Here is a 16,534-nt window from a genome sequence, read left to right as displayed (position 1 = left end):
TTTTACTGAACAGCAGGAACGGGCGAGATAACGCATGAGCACACCGGAACATCCTCCCACCACCGGGGCAGGTCAGCCCGCAAAGGGCGGAAATACCGTGCTGGACTCCCTGCGCACCATTATAACGGTGGTGCTGGTGGTAACTGTGGTGCGCACCTTCCTGTTTGAATCTTTTGTGATCCCATCAGGCTCCATGATCCCAACCTTACAGGTGGGGGATTACATCTGGGTGTCCAAGTTTAGCTATGGGTATTCCAAATATTCCTTCCCGTTCTCTCCAAACCTGTTTGAAGGGCGGGTGTGGGGGGCAGAACCGCACCGGGGTGACGTGGCTGTGTTCCGCTACACCAAGGATACATCGGTTGATTACATCAAGCGCATTGTCGGCCTGCCGGGGGATCATATCCGCGTTACAAATGGCCATCTTATTCTAAACGGGCAGGAAGTGCCGTGCCTGAACCCCCATACCTATACCACGCGGGATGAAACGCAGGTGGATATGGAAGGCGAAGCCTGCACAGAGCAACTGCCAGGCAGCGCCAATGGCACGGTGGTCAAGCACGATATCCTTAAGCTGACGGATGAAGGCCCGCAGAACAACACCCCCGAATATGTTGTGCCGCCCGGTTACTTTTTTGCTATGGGTGATAACAGGGATGATAGCGCAGATAGCCGCTTTATGGGTGATGGCCCCAAGGATCTGGGCTTTGTGCCCATGGAAAATCTGGTCGGCCGGGCGCAGCGTATTTTCTTCTCGGTTCAGTCTTCTCACCCGTTCTGGCAGGTCTGGTACTGGCCAGTTGAAATCCGCTGGGCGCGCATTCTGCGGGGCGTATCGTGAGAAAACCAAGCAATATTTCCGATGCCGCACGCTTTCGGTTAGAAGAGCTGGAAGTGCGTCTGGGTTATCGCTTTGTTAATCCTGATCTGTTGCAGGAGGCACTGACGCATCGTTCTGCCGCGCACCAGAAGGCAGGCGGGCGTAAGCGCCAGAAGGCCAAGGGTGCTGGCTCTAATGAGCGGCTGGAATTTATAGGGGACCGCGTTCTGGGCCTGCTGATGGCGGAATGGCTGCTAGAGCGCTTTCCAAATGAGCAGGAAGGTGCTTTGGGGTCTCGGCTGGCGCATCTGGTCTCCCGCGTTTCCTTGGCGGAAATTGCGGATAGGCTGGATCTGCCGCAGTCTCTTACCGTGGCCGCGCATGAAGCCCGCGCAGGTGTGCAAACTGCCGCCAATGTGGTGGCCGATGCGCTGGAAGCTGTGCTGGGCGCGGTTTTTCTGGATGGCGGGCTGGAGCCTGCACGCCAGATGGTGCGGGATTGGTGGCGATCTGCGCTGGATGCACAGGCCCACCCGCCCAAAGACCCCAAAACCGCGTTGCAGGAATGGGTGCTTGGCCGAGGGCAAAGCCTGCCTGTGTATGAAACAATAGGGGCGGATGGCCCTTCTCACGCACCGCTGTTTGTGGTGCGCGTTACGGCGGGCGGCCTGTTTGGTGAAGGTCGGGCAGGCAGCAAACGTGCTGCGGAAAGTGCCGCCGCCGCTGATTTACTAGAAAAACTGGAGGGGTAGCCCAGCATGGCTGATGATACCACGCGCTGCGGTTTTGCTGCCCTTGTGGGGGCGCCAAACGCAGGCAAATCAACACTTCTTAACCGCATGGCGGGTGCCAAGTTATCCATTGTGTCACCCAAAGCGCAAACCACGCGTTTTCGGGTTCTGGGCATTCTTATGCGCGGGCACAGCCAGATTCTGCTGGTAGACACACCGGGAATTTTCCGCCCGCGCCGTAAGCTGGACCGCGCTATGGTGGCCGCAGCGTGGACAGGTGCAGAAGATGCAGACATCACACTGCTGCTGGTAGATGCCCGCAGCGGCCTGACAGAAGCCGTGCAGACCATTATTGAGCGTCTGGCAGAAACCAAGCGCAAGGTTTGGCTGGTGCTGAACAAGACCGATCTTGTGCCCGCCACGGCCCTGTTGCCGCTTACGGCGTCCATTACGGAAAAACTGCCGGTTGAGCACGTGTTTATGGTGAGCGCACGCACCGGCAATGGTGTGGAAGACCTGCTGGACAAGCTGGCTGCAAGCCTGCCCGAAGGCCCGTACCTGTACCCAGAAGATGATCTAACAGATCTGCCAGACAGGCTTTTGGCTGCCGAACTGGTGCGTGAGCAGATTTTTATGCAAACGCATGAAGAAGTGCCCTACAGCGCCACGGTGGAAACCGAAAGTTATAAGGAGCGGCCAGATGGATCTGTGCGTATAGATGCTACCATCTATGTGTCCCGCGCGGGGCATAAGGCTATTCTGATTGGCAATGGCGGGCAGAAAATCCGCCAGATTGGAGAACGCGCGCGCAAGCAGCTTTCCAGCCTGCTCGAACGCCCCTGCCACCTGTTTCTGAACGTAAAGGAACGCGGCGGATGGGATGAAGAGCGCGCCCGCCTACGCGCCATTGGTCTGGACGACGTGCCATAAACTACCGCATGGGCGCTTGTGGCCGTGCGCCATGAAGGATAAGAGGGGGCGATCTCGCCGTATCTGCATACGGTGTGGGATCTGTGTGGGACTTTCTGCAAGATCGAGGGCCAATGACTGCTTCTGTAGGCGAAAAGCCAAGCCGTAAACGCGTGTTGCTCAAGGTATCGGGGGAAGCCCTGATGGGCAATGGCGCCTTCGGAGTGGATCAGCAGACGGTAGAACGCATTGCCCATGATATTGGCCAAGTCGTGCGTTCTGGCACAGAAGTGTGCCTTGTTGTGGGGGGTGGCAACATCTTCCGCGGGCTGGCCGCTGCCGCCAAGGGCATGGACCGTGCGCAGGGTGATTACGCCGGTATGCTGGCCACCGTTATTAACGCGCTGCTGCTGCAAAACGCGCTAGAGCGCGAGCAGATTGCAACGCGGGTAATGTCCGCCATCCATATGTCTTCCATTGCGGAGCCATATATCCGCCGCCGCGCCGTGCGGCACATGGAAAAAGGGCGTGTGGTTATTTTTGCTGCGGGTACAGGCAACCCGTTCTTTACCACGGATACAGCCGCTGCCCTGCGCGCCGCGGAAATGGAATGCGACATGCTGCTGAAAGGCACGCAGGTAGATGGCGTTTATTCCGCAGACCCTAAAAAAGACCCCACCGCCAAGCGCTATGAAGAGCTGACATACATGGACGTGCTGGCCAACCAGCTAAACGTGATGGATGCCGCCGCCATTAGCCTTGCGCGTGAAAACCGTCTGCCTATCATTGTTTTCAATATTGGCGAGGAAGGGGCCTTCCCGCGTGTGATGCGCAATGAAGGGCCTTTCACACGGATTATCGAAGCCGCCTGAAAAGCGCCGCATCATTCTGGCACTCTGTGTCGCCAGAATGACCGACAAACTGAACGGGGCATGTAAGGCCATGCCCTGCTGTAGGATGCAACGGGAGAAAACACCGTGTCTGACTTGAATGCTCTGCTGGATGACCTGAAGCGCCGTATGGATGGCGCGCTGGATAGCCTGCGCCGTGATTTTTCTGGCCTGCGCTCTGGCCGCGCCAGCCCGGCTTTGCTGGAACCTGTGCGGGTGGAAGCTTATGGTGGTGAAGTGCCGCTCACACAGGTTGGCTCCATTGCCGTGCCAGAAGCACGTATGATTACCGTGCAGGTGTGGGATCGCGCACTGGCTGGCGCTGTAGAACGCGCTATCCGTGATTCCGGCCTGGGCCTGAACCCGGCGGGGGAAGGGCAGACCATCCGCGTGCCCATTCCGCAGCTTACAGAAGAACGCCGTAACGAGCTGGCAAAAGCTGCCGCCCGTTATGCAGAAGGCGGCAAGGTGGCCGTGCGTGGCGTGCGCCGTGATGGCATGGACAAAGCCAAGGGTTTCGAAAAGAAAGGTGAAATCAGCCAGGACGATGTTAAAACCTGGTCTGACGCCATTCAGAAACTGACAGACCAGTACGTGAAAAAAATTGATGATATGCTGGCCGATAAAGACAAGGAAATCAAACAGGTCTGAGGCAGTATTGGGGCTTCTTCGGATGTGTTTGTGCACGTTAATGGGGTGGAACCCTGCCTGTTATGTCCACGCGGCTAGCTGATAAAAAACCGGCAATTCCAACCCATGTTGCTGTCATCATGGATGGAAACGGGCGCTGGGCGCGCGAACGCGGTCTGCCGCGCCTTGCCGGGCACAGGGCAGGGGCGGAAGCCGTGGCCCGTTGCGTGCGCGCAGCCATGCAGCGTGGTGTGGCGTATTTAACGCTGTATGCATTTTCATCGGAAAACTGGGCACGGGGGCAGGAGGAGGTTTCAGACCTCACCGGTCTTTTGCGGTATTACCTGCGCCACAAGGTGCGTGAACTGCATAAGGAAGGCGTGCGCCTGCGCTTTATTGGTGATCTGGCCCGCTTTGATGACAGCTTGCGAGAGGAGCTGGCACAGGCCGAATCCTTAACCCGCGGCAATAGCAAGCTTACGCTTATTCTGGCGCTTTCTTATGGTGGGCGGCTGGATATTGTGCAGGCGGCGCAGCGTTTGGCGCAGGAGGTCAAGGATGGCCGCATTGCGCCAGAGCAGATTACAGAAAGCGTATTCAGCAACTTTTTATGGACCAGCGGCGTGCCAGACCCCGATGTGGTGGTGCGCACCAGTGGCGAATGTCGGCTTTCCAACTTTTTGCTGTGGCAGAGCGCATATGCTGAGCTGGTGTTTCTGAACGTGTTCTGGCCCGATTTTAACGAACGACATTTTGCTATGGTGCTAGACCAATACGCCCAGCGAGAACGGCGTTTTGGCGCACGCCCTCAAGGCCCGGCATGAGCACAAACGCGCAGGATACCTCAGCATGGCGTGATCTGCGCCCGCGGCTTATGTCTGCCGCTGTGCTGGTGGCTGTGGCCGGTACATGCATTGGCTTGGGTGGCTTGGCGTATGATGCCCTTATTCTGGGCATGATGGGCGGCATGGCGGTAGAGGCCGCAGCCTTGTTTGGGCTTTCCATTAAAAGCTGGCGCGGCGTGCTGTATATGCTGTGGGCTGTTTGTGCCGGGCTTTCTGCGGCTACCGGGCATTGGGCTTATTTTATTGTTTTTTGCCTCAGCTCTCTGGTGTTTGGTGCCCCGCTTTGCGCCATTATGTGCGTGATTATTCTGGCAGGCACGGCGCTGCTATGGTTGCGGCAGGCCAGCTTCTGGCCCGTTCTGTTTGTGATTGCCGTTGTGGTGGCCAGCGATAGTTCGGCCTATGTGGCGGGGCGCATTTTTGGAGGCCCCAAGCTGGCACCGCGTATCTCTCCGGGTAAAACGCGCTCCGGTGCTGTTGGCGGCTTGGTGGGCGCTGTGGCAACCGGCGGTATTGTTGCCACACTTTCCGGCTTAGGTGGCATGGGTTCTGCACTGGTATGGGGGGGTATCTTGGGTATTTCCGCCCAAGCAGGAGATCTGGCCGAAAGCGCAATGAAGCGCGCCTTGGGCGTAAAGGATTCGGGTAAGCTGCTGCCGGGGCATGGTGGCCTGCTGGATCGGTTTGATGGGTTGGTGGTGGCTGCACCGGTGGCGGCACTGGTTTCTGTATGTGCGGGGGCTTCCATGCCATTTTGGGCAGCAGGCGCACGCACTATTTTAAGGGCTCTGGCAGGCCATCTGCCGGGGTAGGGCCAATGGGTGGTGTGGCTGCCTGTTGGGCGGCCTGCCGCCGTTTGTATTTTCAGGTTTGGAAAGACGTTAAGCATGAGAACCGTAACCGTTCTGGGCAGCACTGGCAGCATTGGCTGTTCAACCGTAGATCTGCTGGAGCAGGCGCGAGACCAGTTTCGGGTGCGGGCGCTTGTGGGGGGCAAAAATGCTGCCAAACTGGCAGAGCAGGCCCGTAGCCTACAGGCGGAACTGGCTGTTCTGGCTGATGAAAGCGCGTTTGAAGAACTGAAGACCCTGCTGGCAGGCAGTGGCACAAAAGTTGCCTGTGGCCGTCAGGCGGTGATTGATGCCGCAGCCCTTCCGGCAGATTGGACAATGGCCGCCATTACAGGCGCTGCGGGGCTGGAACCCACGCTGGCTGCCGTTAAAAACGGCAAAAGCATTGCGCTGGCCAACAAGGAAGCCTTGGTGTGCGCCGGTGATGTGATGCTGCGTGCCGTAAAGGAAGCGGGCGCGACACTGCTGCCTGTGGATTCTGAGCACAATGCTGTTTTTCAGGCCATGGCTGATCGGCAGATCGATCAGGTTGAAAAAATTATTCTCACGGCTTCTGGTGGCCCGTTCCGCACCTCCACGTTGGAAGAAATGCGCGTAGCCACCCGTGCGCAGGCGCTTAAGCATCCAACATGGAGCATGGGGGCCAAAATCAGCATCGATTCTGCCAGCATGTTCAACAAGGGGCTGGAAGTTATTGAGGCCGCCCGTATCTTCAATCTGCCGGAAGACAAAATTGATGTGCTGGTGCATCCGCAGTCTGTGGTGCACGGCATGGTGCAGTACACAGATGGCAGCCTGATTGCCCAGATGGGCTCTGCTGATATGCGTATCCCCATCGCACACACGCTGGCTTGGCCGCAGCGTATGGCCACGACGTCTCCTCAGTTGGATCTGGCGGCTTTTGGTAAGCTGGAATTTTATGCGCCGGATGAAGTGCGCTTTCCAGCACTCCGCCTTGCGCGTGAGGCACTGCGTAAGGGTGGGGCCGCACCTGCCATCCTGTCCGCGGCTAACGAAATTGCGGTTGATGCCTTTCTGCACGAACAGATCGGCTTTTTGGATATTTCCCGCATTGTGGAAGAAGTTATGGTGGCGCTTGGCGCACCGCCAGCAGATACGCTGGACGCCGTGCTGCATTGGGATGCTGAGGCACGCCGTGCCGCACAGCGCCTGATTCCCGTTCACGCGGCTTGAGAAAACGCAGCCCCCAGCCGATATCGGAAGAATGATGATACACGATTACCTGCGTACACTGCTTTCCTTCGTTTTCGTGCTGGGTGTGTTGGTGAGCTTTCACGAACTTGGCCACTATCTGGCGGCCAAGTGGCGTGGCGTGCATGTTGAGGTGTTCTCGCTTGGGTTTGGCCCGGCCTTGTTCCGCTGGCGCGATAAATCCGGCACGGAATGGCGTATCTGCCCCATTCCTTTGGGTGGTTACGTGCGCCCCCACGGGTTTGAAGACCCCGAAGACGCGACCCCAGAGCAAAAAGCTGCATGGATAAAGGGCCGTACCTTTCACGATAAATCGGTTTTTTCCCGCGCTATTGTTATTCTGGCAGGCCCGATTTTTAACTTCATTTTGGCCTTTGTGCTGTTTGCTGTGCTGTTTGCCACAACAGGCCAGCCGCATGTGCGCGATCAGATTGCAACCGTTATGCCAAATGGCGCAGCGGCTGTGGCTGGTGTGCAACAGGGCGATGTCATTCAGCGTATCGGCAGCCATGATGTTACCGGCGTGGAAGATATTCAGGCCTCCATTTCCACGCAGGCTGGGGCACAAACCACGCTCACCGTAAAACGTGGCGAACAGAGCGTGACGTTGCCCATTACCATCGGCAAGGCCCCGGATTCGACTCCTCAAAAGCCGCATGGTCAGCTTGGTATTATTTTTGCCACGGAAGTTGGTAAGCCACTGCCATTTCCGCAGGCTGTGGTGGCGGGCGTAAAAGCCACATGGAACGCCAGCGTGCAAACGCTGGATGGCGTGTGGCAAATTCTAACCGGCCAGCATACAGCCAAAGATTTGGGCGGTCCGCTCAAGATTGCGCAACTTTCCGGGCAGGTGGCGCAGTATGGGTTTGCCAGCCTGTTGTCCTTTATGGCGCTGCTCTCTGTTAACCTTGGGCTGATTAATCTCTTCCCCGTGCCGCTTCTTGATGGTGGACGTCTGGTTTTTTATGCCATAGAGGCAATAAGAGGCCGCCCGGTTTCCAAGCGGGTGCAAGAGATCAGTTTTCAGGTTGGTTTTGCATTGCTTGCGGGCCTGTTCCTGTTCTCCACGTTCAATGACCTTTCAGGTTTTGGCCTGTTCAGGTGGATTGCTTCGCTTGTAGGATGAATGACGGCGGGAACAGGAAGGGAAGTGCTTGCGTGACAGGGGTGATTTCGGATACCTCCCGTTGCGGGCGGAATGAGAACGGAAGATGGGCTTTCGTACGAAAAGCGACCCGGATGGAAGGAAGCAGATCTTGACGGGTAAGCGTTCAGCCCTGTTCGTTTCTGTCTGTGTGCTACCTTTTGTGATGGTGGATGGCAGACAGGCATCCGCCGCATCAACAGAAGGTACAAGTGCCGCCGCACCTGCTGCGGTGGTGGCGCCATCCCGCGCCATACATGCGCGCACGCCGCGCCTTTCCGAATCCACATCATCTGTTGCGCCTACGGGCGGATATATTGAAGATATTCGGGTATCGGGTAACACCCGTATCGAAACCAACACCGTGCTGTCCTATATGGTTGCGCGTGTGGGGGATCCGTTCAGTCAGGATGATCTGGATCGTTCGCTCAAAACTCTTTACGCCACCGGCCTGTTCAAGGATGTTACGCTGCGCCGTGATGGCAACATCCTGCTGGTACGCCTGAAGGAAAACCCCATCGTCAACCGTATCGTGTTCGAGGGGAACCACGCCGCTAAGGATGAAGACCTGCGAAAGGTGCTGGCTTTGCGCCCGCGTGCAGTGTTCTCGGCCGAAACCACGGCGGATGATCGGCAGCGTATTCTGGAAGTGTACGCCCAGAAGGCCCGCTTTGCTGCGGTGGTAACGCCACAGATTATCAAGCTGGCGCATAACCGTGTGGATGTGGTTTTCCAGATTAACGAAGGGCCGCAGACACTCATCAGCAAGATTGCGTTTGTAGGCAATAAGGCGTACAGCGAATCCAGTCTGGCAGGCGTTGTTTCTTCCAAGGAAACAGCTTGGTACCACTTCCTGTCCTCATCCGATGAGTACAACCCCGAACGTATTAAATACGATGCAGAATTGCTGCGTCGGTTTTACTTGCGCAACGGGTTTGTGGATTTTCAGATCAAGGACGTAAAAGGCGAGCTTTCGCCGGATCGGAAGTCTTTCTACGTCACCTTCACGATGGATGAAGGTGTGCGTTACCGTTTGGGTAAGGTGGATATCCGCTCTAGCCTGCGCCATGTGCCAGCTAAATCTTTGCGTAAGTATGTCGAGCTGTTCCCGCATCAGTGGTACGATGGCAAGGCCGTGCAGGATAACGCTACGGATATGGAGGAAATCCTCCAGGCCGAGGGGCATCCGTTCGCACAAGTACGCCCCACCATTGCCCGCAATCCGGAAAAGCGGATAGTCAACCTGCTGTTTGATGTGAGCGAAGGCCCACGCCATTACGTTGAGCGTATTGATGTGAACGGCAACACCATCACGCAGGATAATGTGGTTCGCCGTCAGTTGCCGTTTGCTGAGGGTGACCCCTACACCACCAGCTACAAGAAATACGCCAAGGAAGCTGTGCAGGATCTGGGCTTCTTTAAAAGCGTGGATGTTTCCACCGCTCAGGGGTCTACGCCTGATCGCACCAACGTTGCGGTGAACGTGGTGGAAAAACCCACCGGGGAATTCTCGCTTGGTGGTGGTTACTCAACCGACGTGGGTGTGATCGGTAACGTTGGGCTAAAACAGCATAACCTGCTGGGCACCGGGGTTGATGCCGGGTTCTCTGGCACCGTTTCGCAGTGGCAAAAACAGGCGGATATCTCCATCACCAACCCTGCATTTATGGGGCGCAACCTTGTTGCTGGTGCGGATATCTTCTTTGTTGAAAACAACTACCAGACCTATCAGAACTATTCTGAAGGGCGCTACGGTATCACCCTGCGTATGGGGTATTCGTACAACCGGTATCTGTCCCAATCCTGGAACTACAGCCTGATCCGCCGTTGGGTGGGTGATACATGGGATCAGTCCTCCTATTACGTGTTGGATCAGAAGGGTAAGTCTTTGCTCTCGCAGCTGAGCACCACCCTTATGTATGATACGCGTGATAACCGCATGGCGCCGCATAGTGGGTACTATGTGTCTGTTGGCGGTGACTTTGCCGGTATTGGTGGCGATGAAAAATACGTCCGCGGTAAGGTTAACGGGGCGTACTATGTGCCGTTGGATGATATTACCAACAGCCATAGCTGGACGTTCATGGTGCGCGGTGGCGCCGGGTACATGGCTGACTGGGGTAATGGCCGCCACGATATTATTGATAACTTCTATCTGGGTGGTAACAACCTACGCGGCTTCTTGGATGGTGGTGCAGGCCCGCGTAGTGTGGGTATCCTCAACCATTCGTCCGAAGATCTGTTGGGTGGGCGCTTTATGTATAACGCTTCTGCCCAGCTTAACTTCCCTATTCCGTTCCTGTCTGACATGGGTATTGGCGGGCGTGCGTTTGTGGATACAGGGAGTGTCGCTGGTTTGCGTGTGAAGCGCCTTTATACAAGCAAGGCGAATGATGGTATCTATTACACGCCTGTCAGCGGTGATACATTGCGCCCACGTGTAAGTGCTGGTGCTGGTTTTTCATGGAAAAGTCCGTTTGGTTTGCTGAACATCGATCTGGGTGTGCCAGTTATGCGGAGCCATAATGACCGCACGCAGCTCCTTCGCTTTGGCTTCGGCCAGCAATTCTGAGGTAATGATGCGTTTTTCCACCAGAACTGCCCTGCTGGGGGCTGTTGTCCTGTCTTTCTCTTCGGCTTTTGTGCCTTGTGCACAGGCGCAGAATGGGGGCGGGTGGTTTGTGCCCAAAACCCAGCAGCCTGCTGCACAGGCTCCGGCACAGCATCCGGCTGCGGCCCGTCGCGCTCCCGCTCCGGTGCAGTTGCCCGCACCGCCAGCAGATAGCCAGGAAGCAGATCAGGCTCCGCCCGTACTGCCGTTGCCGCCTATTCCATCTGCGCCAGAAGTTGCCAAGGAAGCTCCGCCGCCCACAACAGTTATTGGCGTAATTAGCGTTGGCGGCGTTATGCGTCAGTCTTCCGCAGCCATGCAGGTTGAACGTACTTTGGGTGGCCGCCGTGATGAACTGGCGCAGGATCTCCAGAAGGAACAGGCTGGCTGGCGTGATGAACAGCAGAAACTTCAGGCACAGGCCAAGTCTCTGACATCCGAGCAGATTCAGACGCGTGAACGCAGCTTGCAAGCCCGCGTGATGAAAGCGCAGCGCGATTTCCGTAATCGCAACCGCATCATTCAGGAAGCAGCACAGGTTTCCTTGGGCCAGATTGAACGTGAGCTGGTGCAGGTTATCCAGAAAGTGGCTGCCGCACATGGCATGAACCTTGTGCTGCATAGCGAACAGGTGGCCCTGCATGTTGATGGGCAGGATATCACCAACGAAGTGGCCGTGCAGCTAAACAAGATTCTGCCGTCTGTATTCATTCCAGAAGCTAATGTAGACCCCGAAGAACTGGCTAAATCTGGCAAAATGCCCACAACGGCAGATGCAGATCAAGGCCCGCGCACAGGTCCGGCTCCAGTAGTGGCACCGGCAGCCGGGCAGCAGTAATCGTGGCTGAGGGTACAACATTTTCCGGGCCGGCAGACCCGCGTTTTTTCACCCGGGCGGGGCCGTTTGATGCGGCCACGCTGGCTGAAACCGCAGGGGCGGAACTGGTGCTGCCTAAAGCCGATGCCCTGCCAGAAAAAGGCTTTGTGGGTATTGCGCCGCTACAGGCCGCAGGCCCGCATGATGTCAGCTTTCTGGATAACCGCCGGTATGCCCCTTTGCTGGAGCAAACCAAGGCCGGACTGGTGATTGTTGCACCTGCTTTTGCAGATAAGGTGCCTGCCGGGTGTGCCGCACTGGTAACGGGCACGCCGTATCTGGCGTGGTCTCGCATTGCGCGGTTGTTTCACCCACGGGTGCCAGCGCGTGCGGGGGTGCATCCTTCAGCATGTATAGATCCCACAGCCAGCATAGACCCCACGGCAGAAATTGGGCCGTTTGTGGTGGTTGGGGCCAAGGCGGAAATTGGGCCGGGTTGTATTATCGGTTCCCACGCCGTGGTGGGAGATGGCGTGCAGCTTGCGCAGGATTGTCGTATTGGCAGCCATGTTACACTCTCCCACGCTGTGTTGGGCGAACGGGTTATTATTCTGCCCGGCTCCCGCATTGGGCAGGATGGGTTTGGTTTTGCAGTTGGCCCGCAAGGGTTTGAAACCGTGCCGCAGCTTGGCCGCGTGGTGCTGGAAAACGATGTAGAAATTGGCGCCAACAGCACAATTGACCGTGGTTCGGTGAATGATACGGTTATTGGTGCAGGATCACGTCTCGACAATCTGGTGCAGATCGGCCACAACGCCCGTCTGGGGCGGTGTTGTATTGTGGTTTCGCAGGCCGGGATCTCTGGCTCCACCGTGCTGGAAGACTATGTAACAATTGCCGCGCAGGCTGGCCTTATCGGGCATATCCGCATTGGTGCAAAGGCGCGTATTGGCGCGCAATGTGGCGTAATGTCGGATATAGAAGGCGGCGCGGATGTTATTGGCAGCCCAGCTATGCCGTTCAGGGAATTTTTCCGGAACGTAGCGGTATTGCGCAAGCTGGCAAAAAAAGCGTCTGGATCGGCCAAGAACGGTTCGGACAAGGGATAAACTAAGGTCGGTGCTTGTTACCGGCGCAAAGGGTGGTTTCGGGGACGTGGAGACGAAACAAGAATCGCAGCAGGACGCTCAGACGATCGACAGAATTGACGTCAACCGTATCATGCAGGCGATTCCGCACAGATATCCTTTTCTTCTGATCGACCGGATGGAAGATATCGTCCTGGGAGAAGAGGCAACAGGTATCAAGAATGTTTCGGTCAATGAACCATTCTTTCAGGGGCATTTTCCTGCACGCCCTGTTATGCCGGGTGTATTGCTGGTTGAGGCTATGGCGCAAACCGCCGCAACCTTGGTTGTGCTTACACTGGGTAAGGACTTTGAGGGCAAGCTGGTGTACTTCATGACCATTGAAGGCGCAAAATTCCGCCGCCCGGTAGAGCCGGGGGATCAGGTGCGCATTCATGTGGCCAAGGAACGCCATCGCTCCAATGTGTGGAAATTCCGCGGTGAAGCCCGCGTAGAAGGCACTGTGGTGGCGGAAGCCACATTCAGCGCCATGATTATGGGTTGAGAACCCGGCCTGTTCACATCATTCTGTTAAGGCAAGTCAGGTTTGCCCCTAAACTGCCCAGATTTTTTTTACAAAAGGGTAAGGTAGGGCAAATTTGCCCGGCCAACGGTGAACGGAAATAAGGAACTGAATTGGTGCACGCTGCAGAGGAAGCCAGATCAACCGTTGTCCACCCAACGGCTCTTGTTGCTCCCGGTGCGCGGCTTGGGCAGGGGGTGGTTATCGGCCCTTGGTGTTCTGTCGGGCCAGATGTCACGATTGAAGACGGGGTTGAGCTGATCTCTCATGTGGTGGTCGATGGCCACACACGTTTGGGGGCGGGTTCACGCTATTTTCCGTTTTGCACCGTGGGCATGGCCCCGCAGGACTTGAAGTATAAAGGTGAGCCAACCCGGTGCGAGATCGGGGCTGGTACAGTGGTGCGTGAACACGTTACCATCCATCGTGGCACCGCCACGGGGTCTGGCCTTACCAAGGTGGGGCAGAATGTGCTCATCATGGCCAACGCCCACGTAGCGCATGATTGCGTGCTGGGTGATCGCGTTATTATCGTGAATAACGTGGTGATGGGCGGGCATGTTAGCATTGAGGATGATGCCCGTATTATGGGCTCCGCTGCCATTCATCAGTTTGTCCGCATTGGGCATGCAGCCCTTGTGGGCGGTGTGGCTGGGGTGGAAGCCGATGTTATCCCTTACGGCAGTGTGCTGGGCAACCGCGCGCGGCTAATTGGCCTGCATTGGATCTGGCTGCGCCGGAATGGCGTGCAGTCTGATGAAATCCATCGGATGCGTAAGGCGTTTCTCACGCTGTACCCTAAAAATGGCTGTGGGGAAGATCCGTTTTCTGTGCGTCTGGAACGGGTGCGTGCAGAATTTGGTGATAACCCCCGTGTGCGTGAAATTCTGGACTTTATAGATGCTCCTAGTCGGCGCGGCCTTGTGCGCCCCGCACGGCAGGATCTGGAGCGTGCAGAAACCGAGGGCGCGTGAGCACACCTTCCGCTGTTGGTATTCTGGCGGGCGGTGGCCCTCTGCCGGGCAGAGTGGCAGAAGCAGCCACAGCAGCAGGGCGACCTGTTTTTATTCTGGGGTTTGAAGGTTTTGCCGAACCCGAAGTGATCGGCCCTTGGCCGCACGAATGTGTCCGGCTGGGTGCAGCCGGGCGTATGCTTTCCCTTTTACGGCAACATCATTGTTCGGATCTGGTTCTTATCGGGCCAATCCGTCGGCCTTCCTGGCGCAATTTGCGCCCGGATGCCGAAGGCGCACGTATTCTGGCGCGTTTAGGTCGTGCTCTGTTTGCGGGAGATGATGGCCTGCTGGGTGCCCTTGTGCGCATTCTGGGCGAGGAAGGCTTTCACATTCGTGGAGCGCACGAATTTCTTACGCAGGCTGTGGCACAACCCGGTGTATTGGGCCGCATGCAGCCAGATGCACAGGCACAAGCAGATATTCAGCGCGGCATTACTGTGGTGCAGGCGCTGGGGCGGCTGGATATCGGGCAGGGCTGCGTGGTGCAGAATGGCGTTGTGCTAACGGTAGAGGCCATGGAAGGCACAGACCATATGCTGGCCCGTGCAGGTGAATGCAGGCAGCCGGGTGAAGGTGGCGTTCTGGTAAAAATGCTTAAGCCGGGGCAGGAAAAACGGGCGGATATGCCCACAATAGGGCCTGTAACCGTGCAGAATGCCCATGCGGCAGGCCTGCGCGGTATTGCGTTTGAGGCCGCCCACACACTGCTGACAGACAGGCGGCGTTGTATAGAGGAAGCAGACCGGCTGGGCTTGTTTCTTCTGGCCTTCAATCCTGTTGAAGATGCAGGAACAAGCGTGCAGTCTGTCTGATACTTCAAAACAAGGAGCAAACAGATGGCAAGTTTTCTGCATACCATGGTGCGGGTGCGCAATCTGGAGAAAAGTCTGGCGTTCTACAAACTGCTGGGCATGCACGAACTCCGCCGACGCGAGGTGCCGGAAGGACGTTATACGTTGGTGTTCATCGGCTATGCAGATAATGCTGCCGGGCAAGCTGAAATCGAGCTAACCTATAATTGGGGTGAAGATGACGGCTATGAATTGGGCACCGGGTTTGGTCATTTTGCCGTAGGCGTGCCTAATGTGGCGGAAATGGTAGCACGTGTGCGGGCCGGTGGTGGCAAGGTGACGCGAGAAGCCGGGCCAGTAAAATTTGGCACCACCGTAATTGCTTTTGTTGAAGACCCCGATGGTTATAAGGTCGAGCTGATTGAGCGCGCTGAATAGAATAAAGGCAGCTTAGCTTTGCGGGTGTTGCTTTAGGCGTGCGGTCAGGCGGTCTAGCGAATCATTAATGGTCTTGGCAGCTTTCTGCACTGCTGGGTCGGAATATGTATCAAGCTGCTCTGCTGCCAGCATGGCGGGGGAGACAATGCCCCGAATATCGTGCCGCAGTTTGGAATCTGTTGTTGGGGCCGGTGCTGGAGGTGCAGCCGTCGGAGTGGGGGCGGCTGTATGTGGTTGCAGCTTTATGCCCAGCCATGCGCCTAAAGCTGCCGCACAAATAATAGGCCCTAACGCAACGGGGAAGGCCAGCCCCAGCGCTCCGGCCAGCACGGCACCTGCTACGGGCAGGCAGAAAATAACGGCTGCGGCACGGGCGGGAAAGGGCATGGTGTTCATGTTTTTCTCCATCTTGCGGGGGATTCTGCCGCAAGGCTGCGGTAACGACTCTACGGTATAGATTGACGGTTCCTTATCTGAACTCTATAAGCCGCAGCTTCAAGAGGCGTGGTCTTTAACAGGCCACCGGATAACCGTATTCAAATAGTAAGGGAGTGCCGCCATGAAGCGCACTTATCAACCGTCCCGGCTGGTTCGCAAGCGTCGTCACGGGTTCCGCGCGCGTATGGCAACCGTTGGTGGCCGCAAGATCATCGGCAACCGTCGTGCCAAAGGCCGTAAGCGCCTTTCCGCGTAAGAACTGCCCGGCAGTCCGGCTTGATGGACGGGCCTGCAGCGCAGGAGCAGCCAGCGGCGGAATCTGCACGATCTCTGCGGCTTAAAAAGAGGAAGCAATTCCTCTTTCTGGCTTCTCGCGGGCGTAAAGCGCCTGTGCCGGGGCTTGTTTTGCAGCTTTTCCGGCGTCCGGATACGGATGTCGCGCGTGTAGGCTTTACGGTTACCAAAAAGGTCGGCAACTCCGTGGTGCGTAACCGCGTGCGCCGCAGGTTGCGCGAAGTTGTGCGTATTGTAGAAGCCGATACGCCGCTAAACGGTCTGGACCTTGTTCTTATAGGCCGTAGCGCCACCATAAATCGCCCATTTGTGGCGCTGGTGGCTGATTTCCGTAAAGCATTAGCGTTGTGCCAGCGGGATTCCTGATATCCTGCCTTGCATTCATGCTCGTCCTGCGCTGGAACCTGTATGCCGTTTAAGACTCCGGGTTTTTTACGGGTGTTAAGT

General features: G+C 56.8%; 19 protein-coding genes. 18 read left to right on the top strand and 1 reads right to left on the bottom strand.

Features of this window, described 5'->3' with window-relative positions:
- The first annotated feature begins 34 nt into the window (after positions 1-34).
- From lepB to gloA, 16 genes are all read left to right on the top strand, one after another.
- A complete protein-coding gene (gene lepB / locus FKW19_RS03210; RefSeq protein WP_006116359.1) occupies positions 35-841 on the top strand; it encodes a signal peptidase I in 807 nt (268 codons plus the stop codon).
- 14 nt (positions 842-855) lie between these two features.
- Positions 856-1,572: a ribonuclease III gene (gene rnc / locus FKW19_RS03205; RefSeq protein ID WP_035354288.1), complete on the top strand. Its 717-nt coding sequence runs from the start codon at positions 856-858 to the stop codon at positions 1,570-1,572.
- A gap of 6 nt (positions 1,573-1,578) precedes the next feature.
- Complete coding sequence (gene era, locus FKW19_RS03200; protein ID WP_003622545.1) at positions 1,579-2,481, top strand: GTPase Era; 903 nt, start codon at positions 1,579-1,581, stop codon at positions 2,479-2,481.
- A 113-nt stretch (positions 2,482-2,594) separates the two neighbouring features.
- Positions 2,595-3,332 carry a UMP kinase gene (pyrH, locus tag FKW19_RS03195; RefSeq protein ID WP_035354124.1) on the top strand — a complete coding sequence of 246 codons (738 nt, stop codon included), beginning with the start codon at positions 2,595-2,597 and terminating at the stop codon, positions 3,330-3,332.
- A gap of 147 nt (positions 3,333-3,479) precedes the next feature.
- Complete coding sequence (gene frr, locus FKW19_RS03190; RefSeq protein ID WP_044583078.1) at positions 3,480-4,001, top strand: ribosome recycling factor; 522 nt, start codon at positions 3,480-3,482, stop codon at positions 3,999-4,001.
- 62 nt (positions 4,002-4,063) lie between these two features.
- Entirely contained in the window at positions 4,064-4,804 is a 741-nt protein-coding gene (gene uppS / locus FKW19_RS03185; protein ID WP_006116355.1) for a polyprenyl diphosphate synthase, read from the top strand.
- Complete coding sequence (locus tag FKW19_RS03180) at positions 4,801-5,637, top strand: phosphatidate cytidylyltransferase (protein WP_089178699.1); 837 nt, start codon at positions 4,801-4,803, stop codon at positions 5,635-5,637. Before uppS ends, FKW19_RS03180 begins: the two co-directional genes overlap by 4 nt.
- 75 nt (positions 5,638-5,712) lie before the next feature.
- Entirely contained in the window at positions 5,713-6,870 is a 1,158-nt protein-coding gene (locus FKW19_RS03175) for a 1-deoxy-D-xylulose-5-phosphate reductoisomerase (protein WP_035354121.1), read from the top strand.
- 31 nt (positions 6,871-6,901) lie between these two features.
- The gene (gene rseP, locus FKW19_RS03170; protein WP_006116351.1) at positions 6,902-8,014 is read left to right on the top strand and encodes an RIP metalloprotease RseP; all 1,113 of its coding nucleotides are present in this window, start codon (positions 6,902-6,904) and stop codon (positions 8,012-8,014) included.
- An 85-nt stretch (positions 8,015-8,099) separates the two neighbouring features.
- Positions 8,100-10,604 carry an outer membrane protein assembly factor BamA gene (gene bamA, locus FKW19_RS03165; RefSeq protein WP_063353689.1) on the top strand — a complete coding sequence of 835 codons (2,505 nt, stop codon included), beginning with the start codon at positions 8,100-8,102 and terminating at the stop codon, positions 10,602-10,604.
- A 4-nt stretch (positions 10,605-10,608) separates the two neighbouring features.
- Positions 10,609-11,481, top strand: coding sequence for an OmpH family outer membrane protein (locus FKW19_RS03160; protein WP_006116349.1), 873 nt, complete (start codon positions 10,609-10,611; stop codon positions 11,479-11,481).
- A 2-nt stretch (positions 11,482-11,483) separates the two neighbouring features.
- Positions 11,484-12,569, top strand: coding sequence for a UDP-3-O-(3-hydroxymyristoyl)glucosamine N-acyltransferase (gene lpxD, locus FKW19_RS03155; RefSeq protein WP_116100300.1), 1,086 nt, complete (start codon positions 11,484-11,486; stop codon positions 12,567-12,569).
- An 85-nt stretch (positions 12,570-12,654) separates the two neighbouring features.
- Entirely contained in the window at positions 12,655-13,092 is a 438-nt protein-coding gene (gene fabZ / locus FKW19_RS03150) for a 3-hydroxyacyl-ACP dehydratase FabZ (RefSeq protein ID WP_306302303.1), read from the top strand.
- 134 nt (positions 13,093-13,226) lie between these two features.
- Complete coding sequence (lpxA, locus tag FKW19_RS03145; RefSeq protein WP_063354867.1) at positions 13,227-14,084, top strand: acyl-ACP--UDP-N-acetylglucosamine O-acyltransferase; 858 nt, start codon at positions 13,227-13,229, stop codon at positions 14,082-14,084.
- A complete protein-coding gene (locus FKW19_RS03140) occupies positions 14,081-14,938 on the top strand; it encodes an LpxI family protein (protein WP_089178701.1) in 858 nt (285 codons plus the stop codon). The genes lpxA and FKW19_RS03140 overlap by 4 nt, the downstream gene beginning before the upstream one ends.
- A 24-nt stretch (positions 14,939-14,962) precedes the next feature.
- Positions 14,963-15,355: a lactoylglutathione lyase gene (gene gloA, locus FKW19_RS03135; protein ID WP_003622570.1), complete on the top strand. Its 393-nt coding sequence runs from the start codon at positions 14,963-14,965 to the stop codon at positions 15,353-15,355.
- A 12-nt stretch (positions 15,356-15,367) separates the two neighbouring features.
- On the opposite strand, the gene FKW19_RS03130 is transcribed toward gloA, so the two are convergent.
- Positions 15,368-15,763 carry a hypothetical protein gene (locus tag FKW19_RS03130; RefSeq protein ID WP_089178702.1) on the bottom strand — a complete coding sequence of 132 codons (396 nt, stop codon included), beginning with the start codon at positions 15,761-15,763 and terminating at the stop codon, positions 15,368-15,370.
- Positions 15,764-15,914: 151 nt separating this feature from the next.
- Between FKW19_RS03130 and rpmH the strand changes: the two genes are divergently transcribed.
- On the top strand, positions 15,915-16,049 hold the full coding sequence (rpmH, locus tag FKW19_RS03125; protein ID WP_035354109.1) for a 50S ribosomal protein L34: 135 nt from the start codon (positions 15,915-15,917) through the stop codon (positions 16,047-16,049).
- A 23-nt stretch (positions 16,050-16,072) separates the two neighbouring features.
- Positions 16,073-16,453, top strand: a complete 381-nt coding sequence (gene rnpA, locus FKW19_RS03120) for a ribonuclease P protein component (RefSeq protein ID WP_050793129.1) — start codon at positions 16,073-16,075, stop codon at positions 16,451-16,453.
- The last annotated feature ends 81 nt before the right edge of the window (positions 16,454-16,534 follow it).

Origin of the sequence: Acetobacter sp. DmW_125128 (assembly GCF_008704325.1) — a bacterium.
In the GTDB taxonomy this organism is placed as follows: Bacteria; Pseudomonadota; Alphaproteobacteria; order Acetobacterales; family Acetobacteraceae; genus Acetobacter; species Acetobacter oryzifermentans.
This window is presented reverse-complemented; position numbering and strand designations above follow the sequence as displayed.